The sequence below is a fragment of the Streptomyces sp. DF42 genome (assembly GCF_058267695.1).
In genome coordinates, this window is the sequence record NZ_CM177859.1 from 342,939 (window position 1) to 367,996 (window position 25,058).

Consider the following 25,058-nt stretch of genomic DNA (forward strand, 5'->3'; position numbering starts at 1 on the left):
ATGACGACCGCACACGAGGGCGACCTCGTTCTCGGCGCCCTCGGCTCCATGGGCACACTGGTCGACTGCTCGGGCCTGACCCGGCTCGACCTCGAAGGACCGCAGGTGCTGTGGCTGGTCGCGGCCGGCAGCCTGGACCTGTTCGCCGTGGACGCCGGACAGCAGGGTCACTGGCACCACCTCGGCCGCCTGGAGGCGGGCTCGCTGGTCCTCGGCCCGGTCCCGGGACCGCAGCACACCCTGGTCGCCCGCCCGTTGCGCGACTGCGTGGTGCACCGCATCGGGCTGCGCGAGCTGTACCAGACGGCCGACACCCAGACCTGGTCCTACGACGAGTACGGCAATCCCCAGTACGTACCGCCGACGACGAGCCCCCTGGAGTACGCCCTCGCCCTCGGTGTCGGCCGCAGCCTGTCCGTCCTCTTCCAGGCACCGATGGCGACCGAGGGCGCCGCCGAGGTCACGGACGACGACGTCTTCTGGATGCAGGTGCCGCCGGGCAGCGTCCAGTACGGCTCGCTCTACGGCGCGGAAGCTGCCGCCGACCTGCTGATGGACCCGGCGATCTGGCAGAGCATGGTCGACCAGCAGTACCGGCTGCTGACCACGCTGGACCGCTGGATCGAGCAACTGGAGCGCTCGCACGAGACACGGACGGCTGCCGGCATCAAGGCGGGTGAGGCGGTCCGCGCCCAGGCCGATCAGACGTTGCTCGCCTCGATCGGCAAGTCGTCGGGCAAGCGCGCCACGGCCGCCGACGCCGACGCCTCGTACGCGGCGTGCAAGCTGGTCGCCGAAGCGGCCGGGATCACGCTGGCCGAGCCCGCGCAGAGCGGGACGGAGAGCGAACGGCTCGACCCGGTGGAGCTCGTGGCCATCGCCTCCCGTGTCCGCACCCGGGCCGTGCGTCTGGACGGCCGCTGGTGGCGGGACAACGTCGGTCCGCTGGTGGGCCACCGGGCCCTGTCGGGTGCGCCGGTGGCCCTGCTGTGGCGGCGCGGCGGCTATGTGGCCGTGCATCCGTCGACGGGCCGCGAGACACCGATCGAGAAGGCCAACGCGGAGGAGTTCGAGGCGCGTGCGGTGATGTTCTACCGTCCGCTGCCCGAACGGACCCTCAGCCCGCTGCGGCTGCTGCGGTTCAGCATGCGCGGCACCGGCGGCGACCTGACGAGCCTGCTGATCAGCGGTCTGGTGACGGTGGCGATCGGTGCGCTGGTGCCCATCGCGACCGGCAAGGTGCTGGGCGAGTTCGTCCCGAGGGCACAGACGGGCCTGATCGTCCAGGTCTGCCTGGCCGTGATGCTCACCAGCGTCGTGGCGGCGGCCTTCATGCTGCTGGAGAACCTCACCATCCTCCGCATGGAGGGCCGTATCGAGGCCACGCTCCAACCGGCCGTCTGGGACCGGCTGCTGAGACTCCCGACGAAGTTCTTCACCGAGCGCTCGACCGGCGAGCTGGCCAGCGCGGCGATGGGCATCAGCTCGATTCGCCGTCTGATGGCGGGAGTCGGGCCCGTGGTCGCCCAGTCGGTGACCGTCGGCGCGATGAACCTGGGGCTGCTGTTCTGGTACAGCCCCATGATGGCGCTGGCGGCGATCGGCATGCTCGTCGTCATCGCGGGCGCCTTCCTGGGCCTGGGCCTGTGGCAGGTGCGCTGGCAGCGCAAGCTGGTGGTGCTCAACAACAAGCTGAACAACCAGGCGTTCCAGACCCTGCGCGGGCTGCCGAAGCTGCGGGTGGCGGCGGCCGAGAACTACGCCTATGCGGCCTGGGCCTCGGAGTTCGCCCGCAGCCGTGAACTGCAGCAGCGGGTCGGCCGCATCAAGAACCTCACCACGGTGATGGGCGCGGTGTATCTGCCGCTGTGCACCCTGCTGATGTTCATGCTGCTGGCGGGCCCGGCGCGCGGGGTGATGTCGGCGGCCGCGTTCCTCACCTTCAACACCTCGGTGACGATGCTGCTGACCTCGGTGACCCAGCTGACCGGCGCGTTCGTGTCGGCGGTGGCCGCGCTGCCGCTGTTCGAGGAGATCAAACCGGTGCTGGAGGCGACGCCGGAGGTGCGCACGGCGAGCACCCGGCCGGGCCCGCTGTCCGGCGCGATCGAGGCGCGGCGGCTGTCGTTCCGGTACTCGGACGACGGCCCGCTCGTCCTGGACGACGTGTCGTTCGCGATACGTCCGGGCGAGTTCGTGGCGATCGTCGGTCCCAGCGGCTGCGGCAAGTCGACGCTGCTGAGGCTGCTGATCGGCTTCGACAAGCCGGTCTCCGGCAGTGTGCTGTACGACGGTCAGGACCTGGGCGCGCTCGACCAGTCGGCCGTCCGCCGCCAATGCGGCGTGGTCCTGCAGCACGCGCAGCCCTTCACCGGCTCCATCCTGGACGTCATCTGCGGCACCGAGCCGTACACGCCGGAGGAGGCCATGGCGGCGGCCGAGATGGCGGGACTCGCCGAGGACATCAAGCGGATGCCGATGGGCCTGCACACGATCGTGTCGGGCAGCGGTGCCGTCTCCGGCGGCCAGCGCCAACGCCTCATGATCGCGCAGGCGTTGATCCGCCGGCCCCGCATCCTCTTCTTCGACGAGGCGACCAGCGCCCTCGACAACGAGACACAGCGCACGGTGATCGAGTCCACGAAGGCTCTCAACGCCACCCGCATCGTCATCGCGCACCGCCTGTCCACGGTCCTCGACGCGGACCGCGTGATCGTCATGGAGGACGGCAAGGTCGCCCAGCAGGGCCCGCCCGCGCAGCTGCTGGCCGACACGAGCGGGCGGCTGCACGAGCTGGTGCGCCGGCAGATGGCGTGAGCCTTCAGTCCATGCCGGGGACGGGGGCGCCGGAGGGCACCCCCGTCCTGACGTACTCCTCGTAGAACTCCTTCCAGGGGACGCCCGCCCCGGCGTGCGGCCCGCCGAGGTGCTCACCGCGCGCCTTCGCGTCCAGGGCGGCCAGGCACACCTCCCAGCCGGCGCCGTTGCGGGCGGCGGTGTCGGCGGCCTGCAGGACGTTGGTGAGGGTGAAGCGGGTGCGCTTGTCGTCCAGTGCCTCGAGGTCGAAGCGCAGTTCGTCGCCGCCCCACTCGAAGGACAGGTGGCGCGGCTCGTCGAGGGCGAGGACCCGGCCCGTGGACTCGGGCATGTGCGGGTCGCCGCTGAAGGTGATCGTGCCGCCGGGGCGCGGGTCGATCTCCGCTCGGGACGGGAACCAGTGGGCGAGTTCCTCCGCGTCGGTGACGAACTGCCAGACGCGCTCGATCGGGTGCTCGTAGATGCGGCTGAAGCGGACGGCCGGACGGCCGTCGTCCAGGGTGAGATACGTGCCGGTGGGTTCAGCGGCCATGGTGGATCAGTCCTTCGGGGAGGTTTCCTCGGGATCGTCCGTCGCCGTCTCGTCGAGGCGTCGGCCCAGCAGGTCCAGGCTGCGGTTCCACAGCGCCCGGTACGGCGCCAGCCATGTGTCGAGCTCGGCGATCGGGGCCGGGTCGAGGGCGTAGACGCGACGCTGAGCGTCCTGCCGTACCCGTACCAGGCCCGCCTCCCGCAGCACCTTCAGGTGCTTGGAGGTGCTCGGCTGACTCAGGCCGCATGCCTCCACGATCTCGCCCACGGGCCGCGGCCGCTCCAGGAGCAGGGCGACGATGGCCCGCCGGTGGGGATCGGCGAGGGCGGTCCAGAGCGCGGCGTCGGACATGAGCCCAATATGCCTCGGTAGTTATATTCCCGTCAAGGAATACAAGACCACTGCGACCACAGCCCATCGAAACGTTGCCGTTTCGCTCGCGGTGGTCTAGCCTCTAGGTGTACGAAACCGTTTCGTTTAGGTTTCCTTTACCCCACGTTGTTCCCCCGTGTTCCAACGAACCCGAACGACTTCCCTGGAGTGGTTCTCCCATGTCCCAGAAGACTCTGACCGACGACACCCGCCCGGCTGCCGTCGAGGCGCAGCCCGCGGCCTCGGCCAAGCGCTGGTGGATCCTCGCGGTCGTCGCCCTCGCGCAGCTGATGGTGGTGCTGGACGCCACCATCGTGAACATCGCCCTGCCCTCGGCCCAGGCCGACCTCGGATTCTCCGACGGCAACCGGCAGTGGATCGTCACCGCGTACGCGCTGGCGTTCGCCTCCCTGCTTCTGCTCGGCGGCCGGATAGCCGACCTGTTCGGCCGCAAGACGGCCTTCCTGGTCGGTGTGGTCGGCTTCGCCGCGGTCTCCGCGCTCGGCGGCGCCGCGAACGGCTTCGGCATGCTGGTCACCGCACGTGCCCTGCAGGGTGCCTTCGGCGCGCTGCTGGCACCGGCCGCGCTCTCCCTCCTCAACACCACCTTCACCGACGCCCGGGAACGCGCCAGGGCGTTCAGCGTCTACGGCGCCATCGCCGGCGCCGGTGGTGCGGTGGGCCTGCTGCTCGGCGGTGTGCTGACCGACGCGTTCGACTGGCGCTGGACGCTGTATGTGAACGTGGCGATCGCCGTCGTCGCCTTCGCGGGCGGCTGGCTGCTGCTGACCAACCACCGCGACGCCGAGAACTCCAAGCTGGACGTGCCCGGCACGGTGCTCGTCGCCGCCGGTCTGTTCTCCCTCGTCTACGGCTTCTCCAACGCCGAGACGCACGACTGGGGTTCGGCCCTGACCTGGGGCTTCCTGATCGCCGGTGGTGTGCTGATGGCCGCCTTCGCCTGGTGGCAGACCCGTACCGCCCACCCCCTGCTGCCGCTGCGCATCCTGCTGGACCGCAACCGCGCGGCCTCGTTCCTGGCCGTGCTGATCTCCGGCGGCGGCATGTTCGGCGTCTTCCTCTTCCTCACCTACTACCTGCAGTTGAACCTGGGCTTCAGCCCGACGAAGACCGGCGTCGCGTTCCTGCCGATGGTCGGTGCGCTGATGGTGGCGGCACAGCTCGGCACCACGCTCCTGGTGCCGCGGATCGGGCCGAAGGTGGTCGTGCCGCTGGGCTTCGCGGTCTCCGCGGTCGGCATGGCCTGGCTGACCGGGATCGGCGTCGGCTCCAGCTACGTCAGCGCGGTGCTGCCGCAGCTGATCGTGATCGGTGTCGGCCTCGGCCTCGTGATGCCGGCGGCGATGCAACTGGCCACGGGCGGGGTGGCCGCCGAGGACGCGGGCGTCGCCTCCGCCACGGTCAACGCGATGCAGCAGGTCGGCGGTTCGATCGGCACGGCGCTTCTGAACACCCTGGCGGCGAGCGCCGCGACCGACTACCTGGCCGGCAAGGACGCGACCAGCAAGCTGGTGCAGGCCCGGGCGACGATCGAGAGCTACACCACCGCCTTCTGGTGGTCGGCGGTCCTGTTCGCCGCCGGCGCGGTGATCGCCTTCCTGCTCTTCCGCCGCGGTGTGCCCGAACAGGACGCGGACGCCGCACCGGTCGTCCACATGTGACCGTTCCGGTCCGAGCCGCACTGGTCCCAGGGGCCGCCGTCCGCAGGGAGACGGCGGCCCCTCTGCGCTGCCATGGTGGTCGTATGCGCAAAGAGGTGGCGGCCCTCGGCAGCACGGTCTTCCTGGTCGTCGCGCCCGGCACCGTGGTCGTCCTGCTGCCCTGGTGGCTGACCGGATGGCGGTCCGGCGACTGGTGGCCGGTCCTGCGCGCGGCCGGCCTGGTCCCGCTGACCGCGGGCGTGATCGTCCTGCTGTCCGCCTATGTGCGCTTCGTGGTCGAGGGCCTGGGCACGCCGGCGCCCGTCGCACCGCCCGAGCACCTGGTCGTGGGCGGGCTGTACCGCTACCTGCGCAATCCGATGTACGTCGCCGTGATCGCGGCGATCGCCGGCCAGGGCGTGCTGCTCGCCCGGCCGGTCCTGTTCGCGTACGGCGCCTGTGCCGGCGTGGCCATGTGGGCGTTCGTGAAGGGGTACGAGGAGCCTGCGCTGACCCGCCGGTTCGGCGCCGACTATGTGCGCTACCGGCAGGGGGTACCGGGGTGGCGGCCGCGACTGACGCCCTGGCGCGACAGCTGACGAACGTTCGGGTGGTCGAAAAGTGGGGTACTTCCGGCCCATGCGAATCAGCGTGCTGGATGTGGGGTCGAACACCGTCCGCTTGATGGTGGCGGACGCGGCGGACGGGGTGCCGTTGCCCGTGCACACCGCCAAGTGGCGCCTGCGGCTGTCGGAGCAGGTGACGCCTGGGAGCGACATCCCCGAGGAGGCCGTCGAGCAGCTCGTCGGAGCCATTGCCGAGGCGAGCCGGACGGCGGCCCGCTGGGGTGCGGCCGGTCCGCTGGCCTTCGCGACGGCGGTGGTGCGCAGTGCCCCGAACCGCCAACAGGTGCTGCGCGCCGTCCGGTCGCGGACCGGGGTGGGCCTGTGCACGCTGCCGGGCGAGGTCGAGGCCGAGCTGACATTCCTCGGGGCGCGGCGCTGGATGGGCTGGCGGTCGGGGCCCCTCGCACTGATGGACATCGGCGGCGGCTCCTTCGAAGTGGCCTTCGGGCGGGGCCGGGTGCCGGACTTCGTGGCCTCGCTGCCGCTCGGTGCGGGACGGCTGACCCATGAGTTCTTCCAGGGTGAGGACCCGCCCCTGCCGGAGCAGGTGCGGGCGCTGCGGCGCAAGGTCCGGCACCAGCTGCGGGACGTCGCGTCGCGGATCCGCTGGGAGGGGCCGCGTACGGCGGTGGTCACCTCCCGCACGTTCCAGCAGCTGGGACGGCTGTGCGGGGCGGCCCCCGGGCGCCGCGGCCCGTTCGTGGACCGGCAGTTGCAGCGTTCGGACCTGCGGTTGGCGATCGACCGGCTGTCGGTCCTGTCCGCCGTCGAACGCAGCCGGCTGCCCGGCATCTCCGCGCCGCGCGCCCAGCAGAGCCTGGCGGGCGCGCTGGTCGCGCACACCGCCATGAAACTGACCGGGCTCAGGACCGTCACCATCTGCCCGTGGGCGATCCGTGAGGGTGTCCTGCTGCGCCACATCGAGGACGGAGGGTCCTGGTGGGCCGAGGTCAACCGCCTCGACGAGGCACCCGTACCCCCGGACCCGGTCCCCCTGCGCGTAGCGGCTGTGGGGAGCTGAACCGACGACCTGGACGGAGGAGGACGCCGTGTCCGACGACAAGGAGCACCCCGAAACGGCCGGGGAAGAAGTTCTGCGGGAGATCGAGGACGTCGAGACCCGCACCCGCGAGTCCGCCGCCGAGCGGCGCCGCAGAGGCGAGGCCGCAGACGCGATCACCCCCAACGCCCGGGCCCAGGCCCAGGAGAAGTCCGAGGGCGACTGAGCAGCCGCAGCCGGGATCTCATCGAACGTACGGTTCATAGCGCGTTCCGCGCATGCCCCGTACGCGAAAAGGCCAATGTTCGGGCCTGCGCGCACCGTGCCGGGCCGAGACACGGGCCAGTGAGCGCGGCGGCGGCTGCGCATCGTCCCCGACGCGGCCCGCCTCCACCGGCTGTTGAGCGGCGCGGGACCGCGAGGACGCTTTCCGCCCCTCCCCGGAGTCCCGGGAAGGGGCGGAGGTGATCCCAGGAGTCGGCGGGCGGCCCCACTCCGCCCGACCGACTCCCGGTGCGAGATCGCCGGGTACCTCGCGACAGGGACTCGCACTCCCCACCTTGCGAGCCACTTCCTGTGCGCGCGAGGGCTCCGCGATCCCGGTCCTAGAACGCGAAGACGCTCGTCCCGTAGGAGTTCTTCACGCACTCATTGCCGAAGGTCCGCTCATAGGAGACGCGCTTGCCCTGCCAGACCCCGTCGATCGTGACCACGAGGGGGTCGTACTGCTTGGTACACAGCACGTCGGTTCTCGCCGTCAGGGCGTCGAAGTCGCCCGTGGTGCCGCGCAGTTCGGCGCACGCCTGGGCGGCGGCCGGGTGGGTGCCGGAGGCCTTCGGCGCGCAGGTCAGGGTGACGGCGCGCATGGGAGTCGCGACGGCGGCGCTGTCGCCGTGGCCGATCGTGAGCACCAGGGCCGAGGGGGCGTAGAGCGAGGCGGGGGCGGCGTCCGGGGTGGCGAGGGCGGCTCCGGTGAGGGGGCCGCAGACGGCGGTGGCGGTGAGGGCGAGGGTTGCTGCCCAGCGCGCGGTGTTCCGCATTGTGTGCATCCTTCCGCTGGATTCGAGGGTGTACCGGACCGTTCAAGGGTTGGTGCCGGACCGGCGAGCGCGAGTCTGCCGAGTCCGCCGCGGAAACACACGTCGACCCCATGCGTTTCAGTAACCTTGCGTGTTGAATCAGTGGCGCGAAGTCACGGAATTCGATCGTTCAAACCCCGGAACTGAGCGGTTCTTGATCGCCTGAAGCAGCCAAGTGGCCGGTTTCCAGCGCTTCGTTAATAGGCCTGAAACATTCCGATTGAGCCGTCGGCTGACTCCCCCGCGACCCCTTGCGTTCATGAACGGGTTGCGTAATCGTCATTACATGATTACGGCAGAGCAGCAGGAGAAGCTGCGCGGCTGGTTCGCCGGCCGCGTCCCCGAGGACCTCTTCGAGGGGTTGGCCGAGCTCACGGTCGACCGCGAGGAGATCACCGTGATCGGCCGCATCCCCGAACCCCGGCTCGCCGAGGGCGCCTCGGACGCCGAGCGGGAGGCGGCGGTACAGGGCCGCATCCAGGAGTTCCGGGAGCGCACGCGTGAGGCACGCGTCGAGGTGGCCCGCGAGGCCGAACACCGGTTCCGCCGGAAGGTCTCCTGGGGTGTGGAGTGCGGCGGCGAGCGCGCCCTGTTCACCCACGTCGCCGCGCCCGTGATGACCCGGCTGCGCCAGCCCGAGCGACAGGTCCTCGACACCCTGATCGCCGGTGGTGTCGCCCGCAGCCGCAGCGACGCCCTCGCGTGGTGCGTCCGCCTGGTCCAGCGCCACACCGACGACTGGCTCACCGAGCTGCGGGACTCCCTCGAACACGTCCAGCGGGTGCGGGCCCAGGGCCCCGACGCCGAACCGGAGGACGCCCCGACCGAAGCCGAGTGATGGAGGATTCATCCTCGCGGGGGCGTCGGAGCGGCAATGACCGCCTGGTGGGTGCCCGCGCTCATCGGTGTGCTGTTCACCGACTTCCCGGGGCAGCTCGTCGGCCCCCTGGGCGATCTCGCGGGCGGAGTCGACATCAGCCTGCCGTCGCTGCTCGTGGCCGCGGTGCTGTTCCCGACCCTGCTGCGGCTGTTCTCCGAGCGCCGCGGGGTGTACGGGCCCGAGGGCACCCGGCCGACCCGCACATCGACACACCGGTGCCCCCGATCACGGGACCGGGCGCGGGAACCGACGAAGGGACGGCGCCGGACCCGTCCACCGCTCTGCGGGGCCGACTCGCCTGGGCCGGGGGCGACGGGGCGGGTGGCGTTTCTGCAGACCCCCTTCCGTAGGGAGTCCTCCCTCCCGCGGCCGGCCCGGCTGCGTCGCAAGCCGCTCGATCGACGAACACGCCGGCCTGTGGTCGAGGCAGGACGCGGACGACTCCGCGGCACGTGCGCTCGCCGGCGCACTCACCACGCGCGCATCGCCCGCGTCGCGAGCGGCCGGTGGCCGTGACCCACGTTCCGCCGCCCGCCGGCACGCCGAGCCGACGACGCCGTGCGGCGGGCCATGGCATGCCCTGGCGCGCAGCGAGAGTTCGGCTGCCCGGTCCGTTCGCAGCCCCGACGGCGTCCGGTCACGGCGAAGTCCGGCCCCGCGGAGCCGGTCGCCCGTGCGCTCCGGCCCGCCTGACCGCCGAGGACACCCCGGCTCCGGGCGTCGGGGACCAGCGGGCCCTTGCGGTCGCGCAGCAGGCATCCGGCACGGCGGGCTCCGACGGCCCGATGGGCTCCGACGTTGTCTGCCGGGCCGTCCGGGCCCGGCAGACACCTGTCGTCACATGCCGTCACATGCCGTCACACAGCCGCTAGTTCCGGCGTCCCGCCGGGTCCTGTACTGCCGTGTCCCGGCCTCCGCCCGAGTGCGGCCCGGCATCGACGGATCCGGCGCCCGCTTCGGCGGTCGGTCCCTCCGCGCGGTCGCCGTGGCCCGGCCACCACGCCGCGTGGCCGATCAGTGCGGTCAGGCTCGGTGTGAAGAACATCGCCATCACGAAGGCGGCGACGGCGATGCCGAAGGAGACCGCGAAACCCATCTCCGTGAGCAGCGCGTTGCCCGCCAGCATCATCGTGGCGAAGGTCGCCGCCAGGATGAAACCGGCCGCGGCCACGGTGGGCCCCCCGTACTTGAGCGCCATGCCGGCCGCCTCGCGCGGATCTCGGCCCTCGCGGGCTTCCTCGCGGAGCCGGGCGATCATGAGGATGTTGTAGTCGGTGCCGATGGCGACCACGAACAGATACATGATCACGGGGAGCATGAACATCAGCCCCGAGTGTCCCTGGCCCTCCTGGAAGATCCACACGGTGGCGCCGAGGGTCGCGCCGAAGCCCAGACCCACCGAGGCGATCAGGTACCAGGGCGCGACCACACTGCGCAGCAGCAGCCCCAGAATCAGCATGATCAGCAGGGCGGCGACGGGGAACACGGTCCGGTAGTCGTGGTTGACCGCGGTGTCGATGTCCTTGAAGATCGAGGACATACCGCCGACAAGGGCTTCGGTGCCGTCGGGCGCGTCGGAATGCGCCACCTCCCGCACCCTGCCCACCGCGTCGATCGCCTTGTCCGTCGACGCCTCGTACTTGAGGGTGACGGTGAAGTCGGCGGTGGTGCCGTCCTTGTTCAGCTGGCTCATACGGGTGCTCGCGACACCGTCCACGGCCCCGAGTTTCTGGGCGTACGCGGTGAAGGCGCTCTTGTCGAGCGGCTTGCCGTCGGTGCTGGAGAGATAGACGTCGGTGGGGGCGGCCGCGCCCGCCGAGTACGCCTTCTGCATCTCGTCCTGGACGACCATCGACTCCTTGGTCTTGGGCATCGACCCGGAGGCCAGGTCGAACGTGGCCTTGAAGCCGAGGGTGCCGAGCGAGAGCGCGACCAGGACGAGGCCGGAGAGGACGGCGGTCAGCGCCGGGCGGCGCTGCACGCCACGGCCGAGGGCGGCGAAACGGGCGTTCTCGGGCTCCCGTTGCCAGGACTTGGAGGGCCAGAAGACCTTCGGCCCGATCAGCGACACGACGGCCGGGATCAGAGTCAGGCCCGCGATGAGCGTGACGGTGACCGCGATGGCCAGCGCCGGGCCCATCTGCTTGAGGAATCCCAGCGTGGACAGCGAGAGCGCGAGGAAGGCGATGATGACCGCGCCGGCGGCCGAGGCGATGGCCTCGCCGACCCGGGCGACCGCGTTCACCATGGCCGACTTGGGCTCGTCCCCGGCCCGCAGACGTTCTCGGTAGCGGAACAGCAGGAACAGGAAGTAGTCCGTGCCCACGCCGAACAGCACGACGATCAGGATCGACGAGATGGAGCTGTTGGCCTGCAGGCCGAACAGCTTGGTGGCGTACGCGATCAGCCCGTTGGCGATCGCGGACACCAGGCCGATCGTGATCAGGGGCAGCAGGGCCAGGATCGGCGCCCTGAAGATGATCAGCAGGGTGACCAGGATGATCACGAAGGTGCCGATGCCGATCAGGGCCTCGCCACGCTTGGAGGAATCCTGCTGGTCGAGCGCCTGCGCGGCGGAGCCGCCCAGTTCGACGTCCAGGTTCGTGCCCTTGGCCAGCTCCTTGGCGTCCTCGCGCAGCACCTTCGCGGCATCCGCCTGTTTGGGCTGGCCGGCGTTCTTGCTGTCCATCTGTACCAGGGTCAGGTCATACCTGCCGTCCTTGGACGGCTGGCCGGGGACGACCTTCTGCACCTGGTCGATGTGCTTCTCGCCCAGCTCGGTGGTGATCCGGGCGACGTCCTGTTTGTCCTCGGCGGTCAGCTTGCCGCCGTCACTGCGCTGGTACAGCGCGATCGCGGACGGCGTGAAAGCGCTGGGGAACGCCCTCTGCTGGAGATCCGCCGCTTTGATCGATTCATAACTCTTGGGCAGGAAACTGCTCTCGTCACTGTTCGAGGGCAGACTCGGTGCGGTGGCGACGATCGCCACCGCCGCGATCAGCCATGCCACGATCGTCCAGACGGGATGTCGGACGACCGTGGTGCCAATACGTCGGAACATGCGGAATGGTCCTCCTGGGCAGGAAGATCACCGCAGCCCGGGGAGCGGACCCTGGCATCGGCGACCCCGGTCGGCACGCGTCCAACGGGCCGACCGAATGGTTGTCTTGAGCTCATATTGTAGTGACCATGAAACAGACCACTCACGGGTGGTCGCGGAACGTGAGATTCCGTCAGGCGGCGCCATCGCGCAGAAGCGCGGCCGATGTCATGCGGTGACCGGCCGATGTCATGCCGGGTGGCCGGGGCTGATGTCGAGGACGTCGTCGAGCCGCAGCAAGGGCCCCTCGGCGCGGCCGCCCCACTCCACGGGCTCCAGAACGAACCCGACGTGATCGCCTCCGTCGACGCGCCGGTCCACGGTGCCGACGAACCAGGCCGCGGCATCCTCCAGGACCGCCGACCCGCCGTACCCCCGCTTCCACGGCACCCGCACGAACTTGTCGACCGAGTCGCCCGTCCGCCCGCCGAACAGCGCCGCCAGCTCGTGCTGATCACGGGTCAGCAGGTGAACGGCCAGACAGTCCGCGGCACAGGCCACGGGGAAGGTGTGGTTGGCCTTGGACAGCCACACCACGAAACGCACCGGCCGGATGGAGCACTGCGAGGCGAAGCCGACCAGACACCCCGACAGCTGCGCACCCGTCGCGGCCGTGACCACGCACATGTCGGGGTTCAGCCGGCTCGTGAAGGCGTCGACGTCCGTCATGCTGCTTCCTCACTCCGCATCTCGCTCCCCTGAACACCGCCCGAGTCCCCCGTCCGCTCCCCCCTCCACTCCCCCATTCACCGCGGCGCTCACGAGCGTAGGCGTCCCGCCGCCGAATCCGGCGAGTCGTTCCGGGACGGGCGAGTCCCGTCGTGGTCGCGGCAGCGCCCGGGCCGACTGACCGCGCTCGGCTGCTCACCGCCGGCCTGATCCGCCCACGGCCGAATTGAACGGCTCACCGACGACGAGGTCCGCTCACCTGACGACCGAGGACCGGCGAAAACCCCTGGCGCCCAGGCCGGTGACGAGCCGAGACTCGTCGCATGGCTGACATGGGGTCGTTCCGGCAAGCGGTCACCGTCTGGGCTGCCGGTGGCACCGGCGACCTCGCGCGCGAGCTGTCCGCACGGCTGCCCCTCCGGGCGGCGGTCCTGCTCGAAGGGCCGAGCGATGCCGCGGCGGTCAGCGCGCTGGCCATACGTCGGGGCCGGGACCTGGCGGCCGAGGGAGTCTGCGTCCTGCCGATGGGCGGTGCGATGAGCGTCGGCCGGTTCGCCGACCTCCTCGGACCGACCGGTCTCGGCCTTCGCCTCACGGGACTGTGCGACGAACGCGAGCGTCCGTACTACGCCCGCGCCCTGGAGCGGGTCGGAGCGGCACAGGACGGCTTCTTCGTCTGCGCGGCAGATCTGGAGGACGAGCTCATCCGCGCGCTGGGCGTGGCCCGGGTGGAGGAACTCGTCCGGGCGGAAGGCGACCTGCGCGCCCTGCGGACCTTCCTGCGACAGCCCGCACAGCAGGGGCGCACCGCACAGCAACAGCTCCGGCGCTTCCTCGGTACCAAGAAGGGTCGCAAGATCCGCTACGGCCGCGTCCTCGTCGAGGCCCTCGACCCCGACGGCGTGCCAGCCCCGCTCGACTCCTTGCTCGCCGGCCTCTGAGCGCTCGTCGACGTCCCTCACGAACGACACGCGCGTGTGCGTGTCGTTCAGCCGCGCCGCAGGCTTCCCACAGAATCCGAGCCGGCCCTTCGGCTTCGGTCCGGCGGCCCTGGGAACTGGGTTCCTTCGGCACGAAGCGGCGATCGCGGGGACGGGAACTGTCATGGCAGGGATGTCGGACGCGGCCTGGGCCGTGCCCACGAAGGTGCGGGGCGCGGGACAGGCCGTACAGCGCGCGTGGGAGGCCCCTGCAGGGAGCGGGATATCGCCGCGCAGGCGATGAAGGCCGCTTTCGCGGCCTGGGCGTCCTGGGCGGTGGTCGGCTGGTGGCTGCACGCGCCCATGGCCTTCGTGGCGCCCTGGGTGGCGATCCTGCTCGTCGAGTCGACGGTCTACCAGTCCGTCGCCCACGCACTGCAGCAGCTGGCGGCGATCGCCGCCGGAACGATCATGGCCACGGTCCTGGCGCTGCTGATGCACAACAGGATCGGCGCCATGGGCCTCGTCCTCCCCCTGGTCGTACTCCTCGGTTCATGGTGGCGTCTCGGCCGACAGGGGATCTACACGGCCACGGGGGCGCTCTTCGTGCTCACCGACACGCACGTCGGACTGATGGCGTCCGCAGCCCGGATCGCCGAGGCCGCCTTCGGAGCGGCGGTCGGCATCGGGGTCAACGCGCTCATCCGGCCGCCCGTCTATCTGCGGGATGCCCAGGCGGTGCTCCATGAGGCCGCTCAGGAGACCTGGACGCTCCTCGATGAGACGTCCGGGCACCTGGCCGACGGGCGGTGGGGCGTCGACGAGGCGAAGAGCTGGCACGAGCAGGCCCTGCACCTTCAGCACCTGGTGGGAGAGTGCCGGTCAGCCGTCGGCTGGAGCCGGGAGAGCCTGTGGGGAAACGTGCGGCGCCGCAGCCTCGCCGCAGCGCCGCCGGACCGGAATCACGAAGACGCGATGGTGGTGCTGGACTACGCCGCCGTGCACACCACGGAACTCACCCGCACCCTGCTCGAAGCAGCCGCCGAGGACCGGCCGACGCACTGGTCCCGTCCGCCGCTGATCCACGGCTACGCCGACTTTCTGGCCCGGGCGGCCCAGGTCGTGCGGCTGTACGGGGAGGGCGGCTTCGGCCGGGAGCACGACGCCGCACTGCAGCAGGCCGCCCGGGAGCTGCGCGCCACCGCGGACGGTCTGCGTCGGCAGACTCCGGGCTCCGTGTCGGGCGTGCCCGAGGAGGCCTCGGCGTACGGCGCCCTTCTTCTCCAGACCCAGCGACTGGCCGGACATCTCGACTCGTCCGTCCGGCAGGACTCGCCCCACGGGCCCGCCCGAGGCCCCGTCTGAGGCCCGCCTGGGATTCCTCCCGCCCTCGGGAGGCGCCCCTATCCGCCTGCCACCAGCGCGTCTCCCAACACCGTGCGCCGGTACAGCACGTAGTAACCCTGGCGCCGCGCATCGAGCAGCCCCGCCGCGCGCAAGGCCGTCAGATGGGACGACACGGTGGAGGGGGCCAGCGTGTGCCGGACGGCGAGTTCGGAGGTGGAGGCGGGAATCGTCAGGCCGGTGAGCAGCGCGGCGCGGTGGTGACCCAGCAGCCGGGCGAGGGCCTCGGGCGGCCGTGGTGCCGGGACGGTGTGCAGGCGGCCCATCCCCATGGCCGGGTAGAGGACCGTAGGTTGCCAGGGGCGGGCGTAGGCGCTGACCACGTCCGGCCACACGAAGACGCTGGGCATGAGCAGGATGCCCCGCCCGTCGGGCCGTTGGGCGACCGTCTGGTCCTCGTACATGCGCAGGGTGAGGGTGTGGCCGGCCCAGTCGACGGCGGGGTGCAGGCCGGTGAGCAGCGCGTCGAGGCCGCCGTCGGCGGCCTTCCGGGAGCGGTGCGCTATGTCGGCTTCCAGCACGGCGCGGTGGCGCGGCCAGTCCGGGGCGAGCAGGGCGTGCCAGGCCAGTTCGGTGAGGTCGGCGAGGCGACGGACGGTGCCGGCGGGGTCGTCGAGGGCGGCCCGTCCCCGCGGTGACTCGGTGAGGCCGGGCGTACAGGCGAGCGAGCGGGCCATCTCGACGCGGGCGAGCGCGGGGTCGGTGGCGCGCATCCTGGCCAGTTCGTCGTCGATGGAGGGGTACGGCCGGTCGGGCGGCGGGCCGAGGAAGTCCGGGGTGTAGCCGCCGGGGCGCGGGACGAACAGCCACAGGAGCGTGAGGTCCAGGCCGGCCAGGGTACGGCCCGTCCGGCGCAGCCAGGCGCGGTGGTAGCCGTGCCGGGACGGGCGGCGCAGCATGCGCAGGGCCTCGTGGGTCTGGCACAGGGGCGAGATCGCGAACCGGCAGCGCGTCAGGCCGGCGGCGCCCAGACGCAGGGTCAACGGCAAGACGGCCTCCGTGAGCGATGCCGGTCGGATGCGATTCGGTCTGGAACGAAACGGTAGAAGCCCGTGCCGCGGGATCAGCACGCTTGCCCCGACTCCTTCCCCACACCCAGGAGGGCACCTGGATGGGCAGCGTACGTCCGGCCGCATGGCGCAGGAGCGCCGTCGTCGCGGCCCTGATGCTGGCGGCCTTCACTTTCAACACCGCCGAGAACCTCCCCACGGGACTGCTGTCGCTCATGGCGGCCGATCTGCGCGTGTCGCTCACGGCCGTCGGCGCGCTGGTCACCGGATACGGGCTGACGGTGGCCGTGGTGTCGCTGCCCGCCGCCCGCCTCACCCGCTCCGTGCCCCGCCGGTATCTGCTCGCCGGGGTGCTGGGACTGCTGGTGGCGGCCAGCTGGGTGTCGGCGCTGGGGAGCATCTCGTACGGGCTGTTGCTGGCGGCGCGGGTGGTCACCGCGCTCGCTCAGGCGTCGTTCTGGGTGCTGATGGGGCCGGTCGCGGTCGGGCTGTTCCCGCCCGAACGGCGGGGCCGCGTCATGGGGTTGCTCTCGGTCGGCGGTTCGCTGGCCACGGCCCTCGGCGTGCCGGCCGGGACCTGGCTGGGTGGTCGCGGCGGCTGGCACGCTCCGTTCGCGGTGCTCGGCGCGCTTGCGCTCGTCTCCCTCGCCGTCGTCGCCGCCCTGCTCCCGACCTCCCGCCCCCAGGAGAGCCATGCCGCGTACGGCGTCGCCCCGGACCGGCGCCGGTTCTTCGGCGTCGTGTCCACCACCGCCCTGTCGGTGACGGGGGTGTTCACGGGATTCACGTACGTCGTCGTGCTGTTGGAGGACGTCGGCGGGTTCGGCGAGGACGCGGTGAGCGGTGTGCTGTTCGCGTTCGGGGCGGCCGCACTGGCCGGTGTCGCGCTCGCCGGACCCCTCCTCGACCGCTTCCCGCGCGCCACGCTCGCCGTGCCGGTGGCCACCCAAGCGGCGGCCCTGCTCGGCCTCTGCGCGGCAGCGAGCAGTCAGGTGGCGGCGGTCGCCCTGCTCATGCTGCTCGGCGCCTCGGTGGCGCCGGTCTTCATGGCAGCGCAGAGCCAGGTCCTACGAGTGGCGCCGGGCCGCACCGAGTCGGCACTCGCGGCCAACTCGGCAGCCTTCAACGCAGGTGTGGCCGCCGGCGCCCTCCTCGGCGGAGCCCTGCTGCCGCTCACCGGCGCGCGCGGCACCTTCCTGGCCGGCGGAATGCTCACCGTGGGCGCCCTCGCCGTGCTGACCTGGCCCGAGGACAAGGCGGCACGCGCGGTCGCGGAGTCGCGGTAGACGCGTGGAGTGCGGGTGCCCGGCCTGGTTGCTGTGCACGCCGGGGCCCGGCAGGCCGAACGGGGCGCGTCCGCGCATTCCTGTGGCGGGATTCGGGTCGCGATCGAGCGGTACCGTACGGGCGCCCCGGTCCCTGGGTCTATCGTGTCGGCATGTCCGTCCCCGAACTGATCCGTATCGTCTCCCGCGACTCGCCCATGGCGCTCGCCCAAGTGGAGCGTGTCCGCGCCGAGTTGGCGGTCCTGCATCCCGGTGTGCGCACCGAGGTCGTGCCGGTGAAGACGACCGGTGACAGGTGGATGGGCGCCCTGTCCATGGTGGAGGGCAAGGGGGCGTTCACCAAGGAGGTGGACGCCGCGCTGCTCGCGGGCGAGGCCGATCTCGCGGTGCACTGCCTCAAGGACGTGCCGGCCGACCGGCCGCTGCCGGCGGGCACGACGTTCGCCGCGTTCCTGAAGCGGGACGACATCCGTGACGCCCTGGTCCATCCGGGCGGCCTCACCCTGGACGAGCTCCCGGACGGGACGCGGATCGGTACCTTCTCGGTGCGCCGGGTCGCCCAACTCGCCGCCACCCACCCGCATCTGGAGTGCGTGCCGTTCCGCGGGAACGCCAACCGGCGGCTCGCGAAGCTGGCGGCCGGCGAGGCGGACGCGCTGCTGCTCGCGGTGTCGGGCCTGGAACGCATCGGCCGCGAGGACGTGATCAGCGAGATCCTCTCCCCCGAGACGATGATGCCGTCCATCGGAGCGGGCATCCTCGCCCTGCAGTGCCGGGAGGGCGACACCGAGGTCATCGACGTGGTCAGCGGACTCGGTGATCCGGACACCCACCGGGAGGCCACCGCCGAGCGCATGCTGCTGCACGTCCTGCAGGGGCACTGCAACAGCCCGATCGCCGGCTACGCGCGCATGGACCACGGCGGCGAACTGTCCCTGCGGGCCTGCGTGTTCACCCCGGACGGCAAGACCCGGCTCAACGCCCACGAGTGGGCCGGCCGACTCGACCCTGCGACCCTGGGCACGTCGGTCGCCGTGGCCCTGCTGCGGCAGGGCGCCCGCGAACTCATCGACGGCATCCCGCACTGAGCGGGCAGCGGACCGGGCGGGCGCGGCTCAGGCCGTGCCCTCTTCCGCCTGGTCCCTGAGGAAGTTGCTCACCTGGTGGGCCAGGCTGTCCCGTGCCGCACCCGTGTGGGCGCCGACGGCCTCCTCGTGCATTCCGATGCCACCGGCCCACAGCCGACGGTCGGCCCACTCCTCGTCGACCCGCAGCTGGATCTGCACGTCGACCTGGCCGAGGCCGGCCTCGGGGCCCGCCGCGAACAGCACGGCGGTGGCCCGGCGCAGCGGATAGACGTCGAAGCCCTCGATGAACTGCGAGTTGCGCCAGTCGATGAACGCGGCCTCACCGTCGGGGCCGATCCGTACGTCGATCTGGCCGTCCTCCAGATGGATGGTGGAGTGCCCGCTGCCCCGGTTCTCGACGGTCACGCGGACACTGAAGTACGTGAGTCCCTCGGCCGCGTCGTCCCGTCCGCGCGGCGGCTCGGCGGCTTCCAGACGGTGGACGCGGACACGCAGGCCGGCATGCTCGTCGTACTCCTGCCAGTCCCCGACCACGTTCGGCTCGTACACAGTCCACCTCTTCGACCTCAGAGAGCTGCTTCCTATCTTTGCGCTCAGTGCACTGTCAAATGAGCAGAATGCGCTGTGGCCAGCGAATTCGCCCCCTTGATCAGTGATCAAGCGCTGCGCAGGAAGAACTGACGGACGGGCGGGACGGACGTCCACACGCGCGTGCCGCACATCACGTTCCGGAACATGATCGGCGGGCCGGCCGGCCGAGGAGCGAGGACGCGGCGGTGACGCCCAGCGCGGCGGCCACGAGCAGCACCCCGAAATCGAGGGCCACGTGCGCGTGCGTGCCGAGGAGCAGGCCGCTCAGGGCGTCCGCTTGGTAGCTCAGGGGGTTGAGCCTGCTGATGGCCTGGAGCCGGCCCGGCCTGATCGAGACGGGGTAGAGGGATACCGAGGCCGCACTCTTCGTCCGTTTTGTTTCGGAAGTTCCTAATCCGGGCACCTGCACTACGTGCTTCGGACTGGAGGCACGTCCGTGGGAGCCGATCAGGCTCCGGACGTCCTCCGCCGTTCCGGGTCCGTATCTCCCATGGTGTCCGTCCTCTCGGCACCGCCCCAGGGAGGTACGCACGATGCGTGTCACCAGCGGCAGAGCGAAACCACACCCGCACGACGACGCCCCCGACACCGCCGAAGCCTTCGAACGACTCGCCCGGCTGCCCGATGGTCCGCAGCGCCGGCGGCTGCGGGACGACCTGGTCCGGGCCTGGCTGCCCATGTCCGAGCGGATCGCCGTCCGCTTCAAGGGGCGCGGGGAGGCCCTGGAGGACCTCTACCAGGTCGCGGCACTCGGACTGGTCAAGGCCGTCGACCACTACGACCCGGACCGCGGCCACGCCTTCGAGGCGTACGCGGTGCCGACCATCACCGGCGAGATCAAGCGGCACTTCCGTGACCACATGTGGACGCTGCACGTGCCGCGCCGGGTCCAGGACCTGCGCAACAGGGTCCGGCAGTCCGTGAAGGAGCTGTCCCAGACGACCCCCGGGCGTGGACCCACCGTCAGCGAGATCGCCAGGCACGCGCAGCTGAGCGAGGCCGAGGTGCGTGCGGGGATGGAGGCCCTGGAGTGCTTCACCGCGCTGTCGCTGGACGCCGAGATGCCCGGCACCGAAGGATTCGCCCTGTCGGACGCGCTCGGCAGCACCGACCCGGCCTATGACGTCGTCGTCGACCGCGTGGCCGTCGGGCCCTGCCTTCTCGCGCTCCCGGAGCGCGAGCGCACCATCCTCTATCTCAGGTTCTTCAGGGGCATGACGCAAAACCGCATCGCAGAGCAGCTCGGCATCTCGCAGATGCATGTGTCCCGCCTGCTCAGCAGCTGTTTCGCGCAGCTGCGCGAGGAACTCCTCGCGGAGGCCGGCTGAGCCGTGGGCGGGTGGCCCCGCCCGGCCCGTCGCCTCACCCCTCGGGTGGGGCCCCGGGGATCTGCGTGGGGCCGTAGCGGTCCAGGGCGGCTTCCAGTTCGGCGCCGATCTCCGGGGGCATCTCGCCGTTGCGACCCCAGATGAGAATGAGGTCCGCGACATTCCGGAGCTTGATGTTCGTGTGCTGGGACACGTCCTTCAGGACCGCCCACCCCTCGTCCGGCGTCACCCGGCCCAGGGCGACCATCATCCCGATGGCCTGGTCCACGACGGCGTGCGAGGCGACCGCTTCCTTCAGCTGATCGACTTCTTCCTGCAGTTCGAAGATGCGGGCTGTCTCGTCGGGGGGTTCGTGCGATGCCTGTGCCACTCGTCCATAGTGGCACCCGTCCGGCCCCCTGCCACCGGGTGGCAGGGGGCAGGGGCAGCCGTTTCGGCCCCACTCCGGGGGTACTCGGCAGGCGCCCGGAGCGGTTCCGGTTGGACACTGGTACGAAACCGGCGGACGAGACCAGGACACGACTGCCATGAACAACGACATCTCAGGCCCGCGCGGTACGACGACGGTCATGTCCTCGGACTCCGTGTTCGGGGCGCCCTGCTGGGTGAGTCTGACCAGCCGTGACCGCGACGCCACCGAGGACTTCTACCGCGCCGTGCTGGGCTGGGAGTGGCGCCCCGCCAAGCTGGGTGACCGCTTCCGTATGGCGCTGGTGAACGGGACGCCCGTGGCCGGGCTCGCCGCCGTCGCCGACATGTGGCAGATGGCGGTGGCCTGGACGGTGTACTTCGCGGTACCCAGTGCGGACGAGGCCGTGGCGCGCGCCCAGGAGCGGGGCGGTACGGCCGCCGTCGGGCCGATCTCCTTCCCGCCCGGGCGGGCGGCACTGCTGGCCGACCGGGACGGGGCGACGTTCGGGATCTGGGAGGGAGCGCTCGTCGGCGACTGGGAGAAGTGGCGGCACTCGGCCCCGACCTTCATCAGGCTGCACACACGCGATGCCTTCGACGCCGCGATCTTCTACGGCGAGGTCCTGGACTGGGCATCCGAGCGGCCCGGCTGCTGCGAGGTCCACTACGAGGGCGGCGAGGTGGTGCTGCGCAGCCAGGGCGACATCGTGGCGCGCATCGAGTCCGGCGCCCTGGGGGCGGCCCCCGATCCCACCATTCGGCCGCACTGGCAGGTCCATTTCGCGGTCGAGGACGTGGCGGGATGTGTTCGGGCCGCCGAGCTGCACGGCGGCAGCGTCCTGTCGAAGGGCAGCGACGAGGCGGTGCTGCGCGACGCCGACGGCGCACAGTTCACCGTGACGTCGCGCCGCGAGCGCTGACGCTCAGCCCGCGGTACGGGCGGGGCGGGTGAGCAGGACCAGGCTGCGTGCCTCGACGCTCATGACGGTGCCCGCCTTGTGCTCCGTCTCGTCGGGGGCGTCCCCCGGGACGGCGGTGTCGAGAAGCGTCGTCCAGCGCTCGCCGTACGTGACGTCCGGCAGCCGGAACTCGACCCGCTCCCAGTAGCTGTTGAGCAGGAGCAGGAACGAGTCGTCCACCACAGGACGGCCGCACGCGTCCGGTTCCGCTATGGCGTCGCCGTTGAGGAAGACGCCGACGGAGTGCGCGTCGGGGCGCTGCCAGTCCTCCTCCGTCATCTCCCGGGCGTCCGGCGCCAGCCACACCAGGTCGGGCAGCGGCTGGCCCGCGTGCGTCGCGGTGTCGCCGCGGAAGAACCGGCGGCGGCGCAGGACGGGGTGGGCGGCACGCAGTGCGATGACGTGGCGGGCGAATTCGCCGAGTTCCCGCTGTTCCCCGGTCACCTCCCAGTCGATCCAGGAGACTTCGTTGTCCTGGCAGTAGGCGTTGTTGTTGCCTCCCTGGGTGCGGCCCAGTTCGTCGCCGTGGCTCAGCATCGGGATGCCCTGCGAGAGCAGCAGAGTGGCCAGGAAGTTGCGCTGCTGCCGGCCGCGCAGTTCCCGTACGCCCGCGTCGTCGGTCTCGCCCTCGATGCCGCAGTTCCAGGACCGGTTGTCGCTCTCGCCGTCCCGGTTGCCCTCGCCGTTGGCCTCGTTGTGCTTGTCGTTGTACGAGACCAGGTCACGCAGGGTGAATCCGTCGTGCGCGGTCACGAAGTTGACGCTGGCGCGGGGGCGGCGCCGGCTGTGCTGGTAGAGGTCGGAGGAGCCGGTCAGCCGGGAAGCGAACTCGCCCAGCGTGTGCGGCTCGGTGCGCCAGAAGTCCCGTACGGTGTCCCGGTACTTGCCGTTCCACTCCGACCACAGCGGCGGGAAGTTGCCCACCTGGTAGCCGCCCTCCCCCACGTCCCACGGCTCCGCGATCAGCTTGACCCTGCTGATCACCGGGTCCTGCTGGATCAGGTCGAAGAACGCCGACAGCCGGTCCACCTCGTGGAACTGCCGGGCCAGTGTGGCCGCGAGGTCGAAGCGGAAGCCGTCGACGTGCATCTCGGTGACCCAGTACCGCAGCGAGTCCATGATCAGCTGCAGTACGTAGGGGTGCCGCATCAGCAGGCTGTTGCCGGTGCCGGTGGTGTCGTAGTAATGGCGCCAGTCGCCGTCCACCAGGCGGTAGTACGAGGCGTTGTCGATGCCGCGGAAGGAGAGCGTGGGGCCCTTCTCGTTGCCCTCGGCGGTGTGGTTGTAGACGACGTCGAGGATCACTTCGAGGCCGGCCGCGTGCAACGCCTTCACCATCGACTTGAACTCGGTGACCTGCTGGCCGCGGGTGCCGTGGGCGGCGTAGGCGTTGTGCGGGGCGAAGAAGCCGATCGTGTTGTAGCCCCAGTAGTTGGACAGACCGCGGCTCTGCAGCACGCCATCCTGCACGTACTGGTGCACCGGCATCAGCTCGACCGCCGTCACGCCCAGGTTCTTCAGGTGCCCGACGACCGCGGGGTGCGAGAGTCCGGCGTAGGTGCCGCGGAGTTCGGGCGGGACGTCGGGGTGGGCGCGGGTCAGGCCCCGTACATGGGCCTCGTAGATGACACTGTCGGCGTACGGCTGCCGCGGCGGGCTGTCGTCGCCCCAGTCGAAGGCGGGATCCGTGACCACGCCGAGCATGGTGTGTCCGGCGCTGTCGGACCGGGAGCGGCCGCTCGGCGAACGCTCGAAGAGGGAGGCGTGGTTGTCCACCTGCCCGTCCACCGCCCGGGTGTACGGGTCGAGGAGCAGCTTCGCGGGGTTGCAGCGGTGGCCCAGGTCCGGGTGCCATGGCCCGTGCACCCGGTAGCCGTAGCGCTGGCCCGGTCCGACGTCCGGCAGGTGGCAGTGCCAGACGAAGCCGTCGACCTCGGTCACCGGGACACAGCGCTCATTGCCCTGGTCGTCGACGAGGACGAGCTCGACGTGTTCGGCGACCTCGCTGAAGAGGGCGAAGTTGGTGCCCTTGCCGTCGAAGGCGGCACCCAACGGGTAGGGGTGCCCGCTCCAGACGGGCACCCCTGCCTTTGACCTGCGGCGGCGCTTCGCGGTCACCGGGCGTCCTCCAGGAGGCCGTCCGGCTCGCGCACCTGACCGGCCAGCACCGCGGCCCGCACCTCGCGGGGCACCTTGAGGACCTCGCGCAGGCTCGGCGCGGGGGCCAGGGGCACCAGGGGCACCCGCTCGCCGGCGCGGGCCCGCTGCGAGAACCAGATGACCTTGCTGCCGTTGTCGGTGGCACAACAGCCCCAGCCATCGCTCATGGCGGCGATCCGCTGCAGACAGGCGCGCAGATCCAGGTCCGGACGCAGCTCGCTGTCGTTCTCCGCCACGGCGGTGATCAGGTGCTGTCCGTTCCACCACATCTCGATCGACGTGTTCTTGTCCGTCGCGTGCTCGTCGATGGCCTTCAGCAGCAGCTCGGCGCCGCTGCAGACGGGCTCGACCAGCGTCTCGAGATCCCAGAGCCGGAGGTGTGCGGCCAGGATGCGCCGAACCTGTCCGACCCGTTCCGGACTGACTTCCACATCTAGGTGGTAGTAGCAGGGCACTGCGGTCTTCATCGTCGTTGGCTCCTCACCGGCGAAGCTCCCGCTCTCCTCGCCCCTGCGGGACGAGCCCCCCGTACGCAAAGCGTGAGCGTTGATCGCTCCTGAGTCACCTCAAGAGTGGGAGCACTACGCCATTCGTGCAACACGAGCGCACTCGGGGTGACCGACACCCCGAATGGTTGAGGATCCAACAAGACGTTGGGTCACTGTACGTGCACCATGTGTGAAGACCTCGATGCCCGTAACGGACCCGTGCGTGCCCACGCGCGGCCGCCGCCCGACGGTCGGGAGACGTGCGATCGAGCCCCCGGAAAGTGAAGGCGTCATGCTGCTACCGGCCAAAGCCGAGGTGGCCCGGCAACTGCGGCGGTATCGGGCCTGGGAGCGCGTCATGCTCGCGTCCCCCGCCGATCGCGCGGTGCGAGCCACTTTCGAGGACTCGGGCTACACGTTGTGCGTGCTGATGGGGAAGCGCTGTGCCCGCGAGGCCGCGGACGCCGCCGAGCGCTATCTCCGGTCCACCCTCGGCGCCTACCTCGGGGAGTCCGAAGAGCCGCCCCGAACGCCTGCCTATCTCCGGGAGTCCGAAGAACTGCCCCGGACGGGTGCCGCCGACATGCACGGTCCGCCGAAGGCACACCAGCACTTCGCCGCGGAGAGGTAACCCCTCCGCGGCACAGCTCGTATCCCCGACCGGGCAGACGGCCCGG

Annotated in this window: 23 protein-coding genes and 2 pseudogenes; 14 read left to right on the forward strand and 11 right to left on the reverse strand. The window is 71.1% G+C overall.

From position 1 onward, the window contains the following. On the forward strand, positions 1-2,817 hold the full coding sequence (locus ACYUED_RS01670) for an NHLP bacteriocin export ABC transporter permease/ATPase subunit (protein WP_491290532.1): 2,817 nt from the start codon (positions 1-3) through the stop codon (positions 2,815-2,817). A 4-nt stretch (positions 2,818-2,821) separates the two neighbouring features. Here the strand turns inward: ACYUED_RS01670 and ACYUED_RS01675 are convergent, their stop codons facing one another. Together ACYUED_RS01675 and ACYUED_RS01680 are read right to left on the reverse strand one after the other, a co-directional pair. Continuing rightward, positions 2,822-3,349 (reverse strand): SRPBCC family protein, encoded by a 528-nt coding sequence (locus ACYUED_RS01675; protein ID WP_491290533.1) that lies wholly within the window; start codon positions 3,347-3,349, stop codon positions 2,822-2,824. A gap of 6 nt (positions 3,350-3,355) precedes the next feature. Continuing rightward, entirely contained in the window at positions 3,356-3,700 is a 345-nt protein-coding gene (locus ACYUED_RS01680; RefSeq protein ID WP_491290534.1) for an ArsR/SmtB family transcription factor, read from the reverse strand. 200 nt (positions 3,701-3,900) lie between these two features. On the opposite strand from ACYUED_RS01680, the gene ACYUED_RS01685 reads away from it, so the two are divergent. The 4 genes from ACYUED_RS01685 to ACYUED_RS01700 all read left to right on the forward strand — a co-directional run bounded on the left by ACYUED_RS01685 (position 3,901) and on the right by ACYUED_RS01700 (position 7,234). Next, a complete protein-coding gene (locus ACYUED_RS01685; RefSeq protein WP_491290535.1) occupies positions 3,901-5,403 on the forward strand; it encodes an MFS transporter in 1,503 nt (500 codons plus the stop codon). 83 nt (positions 5,404-5,486) lie between these two features. Continuing rightward, complete coding sequence (locus tag ACYUED_RS01690; protein WP_491290536.1) at positions 5,487-5,981, forward strand: methyltransferase family protein; 495 nt, start codon at positions 5,487-5,489, stop codon at positions 5,979-5,981. 40 nt (positions 5,982-6,021) lie between these two features. Then, positions 6,022-7,029, forward strand: a complete 1,008-nt coding sequence (locus ACYUED_RS01695; RefSeq protein ID WP_491290537.1) for a Ppx/GppA family phosphatase — start codon at positions 6,022-6,024, stop codon at positions 7,027-7,029. A 28-nt stretch (positions 7,030-7,057) separates the two neighbouring features. Next, the gene (locus ACYUED_RS01700) at positions 7,058-7,234 is read left to right on the forward strand and encodes a hypothetical protein (RefSeq protein ID WP_491290538.1); all 177 of its coding nucleotides are present in this window, start codon (positions 7,058-7,060) and stop codon (positions 7,232-7,234) included. 379 nt (positions 7,235-7,613) lie between these two features. Here the strand turns inward: ACYUED_RS01700 and ACYUED_RS01705 are convergent, their stop codons facing one another. Beyond that, the gene (locus ACYUED_RS01705) at positions 7,614-8,048 is read right to left on the reverse strand and encodes a protease inhibitor (RefSeq protein ID WP_266527762.1); all 435 of its coding nucleotides are present in this window, start codon (positions 8,046-8,048) and stop codon (positions 7,614-7,616) included. 325 nt (positions 8,049-8,373) lie between these two features. On the opposite strand from ACYUED_RS01705, the gene abmR reads away from it, so the two are divergent. Both abmR and ACYUED_RS01715 read left to right on the forward strand, forming a co-directional pair. After that, positions 8,374-8,925: an ATP-binding transcription factor AbmR gene (abmR, locus tag ACYUED_RS01710; protein WP_491290539.1), complete on the forward strand. Its 552-nt coding sequence runs from the start codon at positions 8,374-8,376 to the stop codon at positions 8,923-8,925. A gap of 36 nt (positions 8,926-8,961) precedes the next feature. Next, positions 8,962-9,242: pseudogene (locus ACYUED_RS01715) on the forward strand (cytosine permease); the annotation flags it as partial. Between the two features lie 593 nt (positions 9,243-9,835). Here ACYUED_RS01715 and ACYUED_RS01720 read toward each other — a convergent pair. After that, positions 9,836-12,028, reverse strand: a complete 2,193-nt coding sequence (locus tag ACYUED_RS01720) for an MMPL family transporter (protein ID WP_491290540.1) — start codon at positions 12,026-12,028, stop codon at positions 9,836-9,838. Positions 12,029-12,256: 228 nt separating this feature from the next. Further along, complete coding sequence (locus ACYUED_RS01725; protein ID WP_491290541.1) at positions 12,257-12,736, reverse strand: flavin reductase family protein; 480 nt, start codon at positions 12,734-12,736, stop codon at positions 12,257-12,259. Between the two features lie 323 nt (positions 12,737-13,059). On the opposite strand from ACYUED_RS01725, the gene ACYUED_RS01730 reads away from it, so the two are divergent. Together ACYUED_RS01730 and ACYUED_RS01735 are read left to right on the forward strand one after the other, a co-directional pair. Beyond that, on the forward strand, positions 13,060-13,677 hold the full coding sequence (locus ACYUED_RS01730) for a TOPRIM nucleotidyl transferase/hydrolase domain-containing protein (RefSeq protein ID WP_491290542.1): 618 nt from the start codon (positions 13,060-13,062) through the stop codon (positions 13,675-13,677). A 279-nt stretch (positions 13,678-13,956) separates the two neighbouring features. Continuing rightward, positions 13,957-15,021, forward strand: coding sequence for an aromatic acid exporter family protein (locus ACYUED_RS01735; RefSeq protein ID WP_491290543.1), 1,065 nt, complete (start codon positions 13,957-13,959; stop codon positions 15,019-15,021). Between the two features lie 38 nt (positions 15,022-15,059). On the opposite strand, the gene ACYUED_RS01740 is transcribed toward ACYUED_RS01735, so the two are convergent. Then, positions 15,060-16,049, reverse strand: a complete 990-nt coding sequence (locus ACYUED_RS01740; protein WP_491290544.1) for an ArsR/SmtB family transcription factor — start codon at positions 16,047-16,049, stop codon at positions 15,060-15,062. 122 nt (positions 16,050-16,171) lie between these two features. Here ACYUED_RS01740 and ACYUED_RS01745 point away from each other — a divergent pair, with 122 nt between their 5' ends. Next, positions 16,172-17,356, forward strand: coding sequence for an MFS transporter (locus ACYUED_RS01745; protein ID WP_491290545.1), 1,185 nt, complete (start codon positions 16,172-16,174; stop codon positions 17,354-17,356). Between the two features lie 152 nt (positions 17,357-17,508). Then, complete coding sequence (gene hemC / locus ACYUED_RS01750; RefSeq protein ID WP_491290546.1) at positions 17,509-18,444, forward strand: hydroxymethylbilane synthase; 936 nt, start codon at positions 17,509-17,511, stop codon at positions 18,442-18,444. A 27-nt stretch (positions 18,445-18,471) separates the two neighbouring features. Here hemC and ACYUED_RS01755 read toward each other — a convergent pair whose 3' ends face one another. Together ACYUED_RS01755 and ACYUED_RS01760 are read right to left on the reverse strand one after the other, a co-directional pair. Further along, entirely contained in the window at positions 18,472-18,993 is a 522-nt protein-coding gene (locus ACYUED_RS01755; protein WP_491290547.1) for a hypothetical protein, read from the reverse strand. A 172-nt stretch (positions 18,994-19,165) separates the two neighbouring features. Then, positions 19,166-19,390 (reverse strand): annotated as a pseudogene (locus ACYUED_RS01760) (ABC transporter permease); the annotation flags it as partial. 178 nt (positions 19,391-19,568) lie between these two features. Here ACYUED_RS01760 and ACYUED_RS01765 point away from each other — a divergent pair. Further along, a complete protein-coding gene (locus tag ACYUED_RS01765) occupies positions 19,569-20,363 on the forward strand; it encodes a SigB/SigF/SigG family RNA polymerase sigma factor (RefSeq protein ID WP_491290548.1) in 795 nt (264 codons plus the stop codon). Between the two features lie 34 nt (positions 20,364-20,397). On the opposite strand, the gene ACYUED_RS01770 is transcribed toward ACYUED_RS01765, so the two are convergent. Then, positions 20,398-20,733 (reverse strand): ANTAR domain-containing protein, encoded by a 336-nt coding sequence (locus ACYUED_RS01770; protein WP_491290549.1) that lies wholly within the window; start codon positions 20,731-20,733, stop codon positions 20,398-20,400. A gap of 157 nt (positions 20,734-20,890) precedes the next feature. Here ACYUED_RS01770 and ACYUED_RS01775 point away from each other — a divergent pair, with 157 nt between their 5' ends. After that, on the forward strand, positions 20,891-21,694 hold the full coding sequence (locus ACYUED_RS01775; protein ID WP_491290550.1) for a VOC family protein: 804 nt from the start codon (positions 20,891-20,893) through the stop codon (positions 21,692-21,694). A gap of 3 nt (positions 21,695-21,697) precedes the next feature. On the opposite strand, the gene glgX is transcribed toward ACYUED_RS01775, so the two are convergent. Then, entirely contained in the window at positions 21,698-23,815 is a 2,118-nt protein-coding gene (glgX, locus tag ACYUED_RS01780; protein ID WP_491294797.1) for a glycogen debranching protein GlgX, read from the reverse strand. Positions 23,816-23,847: 32 nt separating this feature from the next. Continuing rightward, a complete protein-coding gene (locus tag ACYUED_RS01785; RefSeq protein ID WP_491290551.1) occupies positions 23,848-24,360 on the reverse strand; it encodes a pep a2 in 513 nt (170 codons plus the stop codon). A 313-nt stretch (positions 24,361-24,673) separates the two neighbouring features. Here ACYUED_RS01785 and ACYUED_RS01790 point away from each other — a divergent pair, with 313 nt between their 5' ends. Continuing rightward, the gene (locus ACYUED_RS01790) at positions 24,674-25,012 is read left to right on the forward strand and encodes a DUF5133 domain-containing protein (RefSeq protein WP_491290552.1); all 339 of its coding nucleotides are present in this window, start codon (positions 24,674-24,676) and stop codon (positions 25,010-25,012) included. The last annotated feature ends 46 nt before the right edge of the window (positions 25,013-25,058 follow it).

What these genes read in the sequence shown, in the direction of transcription:
- ACYUED_RS01670 (WP_491290532.1), top strand. Translation starts at nt 1, where the DNA reads ATGACGACCGCACACGAGGGCGACCTCGTTCTCGGCGCCCTCGGCTCC.
- ACYUED_RS01675 (WP_491290533.1), bottom strand. Translation starts at nt 3,349, where the DNA reads ATGGCCGCTGAACCCACCGGCACGTATCTCACCCTGGACGACGGCCGT.
- ACYUED_RS01680 (WP_491290534.1), bottom strand. Translation starts at nt 3,700, where the DNA reads ATGTCCGACGCCGCGCTCTGGACCGCCCTCGCCGATCCCCACCGGCGG.
- ACYUED_RS01685 (WP_491290535.1), top strand. Translation starts at nt 3,901, where the DNA reads ATGTCCCAGAAGACTCTGACCGACGACACCCGCCCGGCTGCCGTCGAG.
- ACYUED_RS01690 (WP_491290536.1), top strand. Translation starts at nt 5,487, where the DNA reads ATGCGCAAAGAGGTGGCGGCCCTCGGCAGCACGGTCTTCCTGGTCGTC.
- ACYUED_RS01695 (WP_491290537.1), top strand. Translation starts at nt 6,022, where the DNA reads ATGCGAATCAGCGTGCTGGATGTGGGGTCGAACACCGTCCGCTTGATG.
- ACYUED_RS01705 (WP_266527762.1), bottom strand. Translation starts at nt 8,048, where the DNA reads ATGCGGAACACCGCGCGCTGGGCAGCAACCCTCGCCCTCACCGCCACC.
- abmR (WP_491290539.1), top strand. Translation starts at nt 8,374, where the DNA reads ATGATTACGGCAGAGCAGCAGGAGAAGCTGCGCGGCTGGTTCGCCGGC.
- ACYUED_RS01720 (WP_491290540.1), bottom strand. Translation starts at nt 12,028, where the DNA reads ATGTTCCGACGTATTGGCACCACGGTCGTCCGACATCCCGTCTGGACG.
- ACYUED_RS01725 (WP_491290541.1), bottom strand. Translation starts at nt 12,736, where the DNA reads ATGACGGACGTCGACGCCTTCACGAGCCGGCTGAACCCCGACATGTGC.
- ACYUED_RS01730 (WP_491290542.1), top strand. Translation starts at nt 13,060, where the DNA reads ATGGCTGACATGGGGTCGTTCCGGCAAGCGGTCACCGTCTGGGCTGCC.
- ACYUED_RS01735 (WP_491290543.1), top strand. Translation starts at nt 13,957, where the DNA reads ATGAAGGCCGCTTTCGCGGCCTGGGCGTCCTGGGCGGTGGTCGGCTGG.
- ACYUED_RS01745 (WP_491290545.1), top strand. Translation starts at nt 16,172, where the DNA reads ATGGGCAGCGTACGTCCGGCCGCATGGCGCAGGAGCGCCGTCGTCGCG.
- hemC (WP_491290546.1), top strand. Translation starts at nt 17,509, where the DNA reads ATGTCCGTCCCCGAACTGATCCGTATCGTCTCCCGCGACTCGCCCATG.
- ACYUED_RS01765 (WP_491290548.1), top strand. Translation starts at nt 19,569, where the DNA reads ATGCGTGTCACCAGCGGCAGAGCGAAACCACACCCGCACGACGACGCC.
- ACYUED_RS01775 (WP_491290550.1), top strand. Translation starts at nt 20,891, where the DNA reads ATGAACAACGACATCTCAGGCCCGCGCGGTACGACGACGGTCATGTCC.
- ACYUED_RS01785 (WP_491290551.1), bottom strand. Translation starts at nt 24,360, where the DNA reads ATGAAGACCGCAGTGCCCTGCTACTACCACCTAGATGTGGAAGTCAGT.
- ACYUED_RS01790 (WP_491290552.1), top strand. Translation starts at nt 24,674, where the DNA reads ATGCTGCTACCGGCCAAAGCCGAGGTGGCCCGGCAACTGCGGCGGTAT.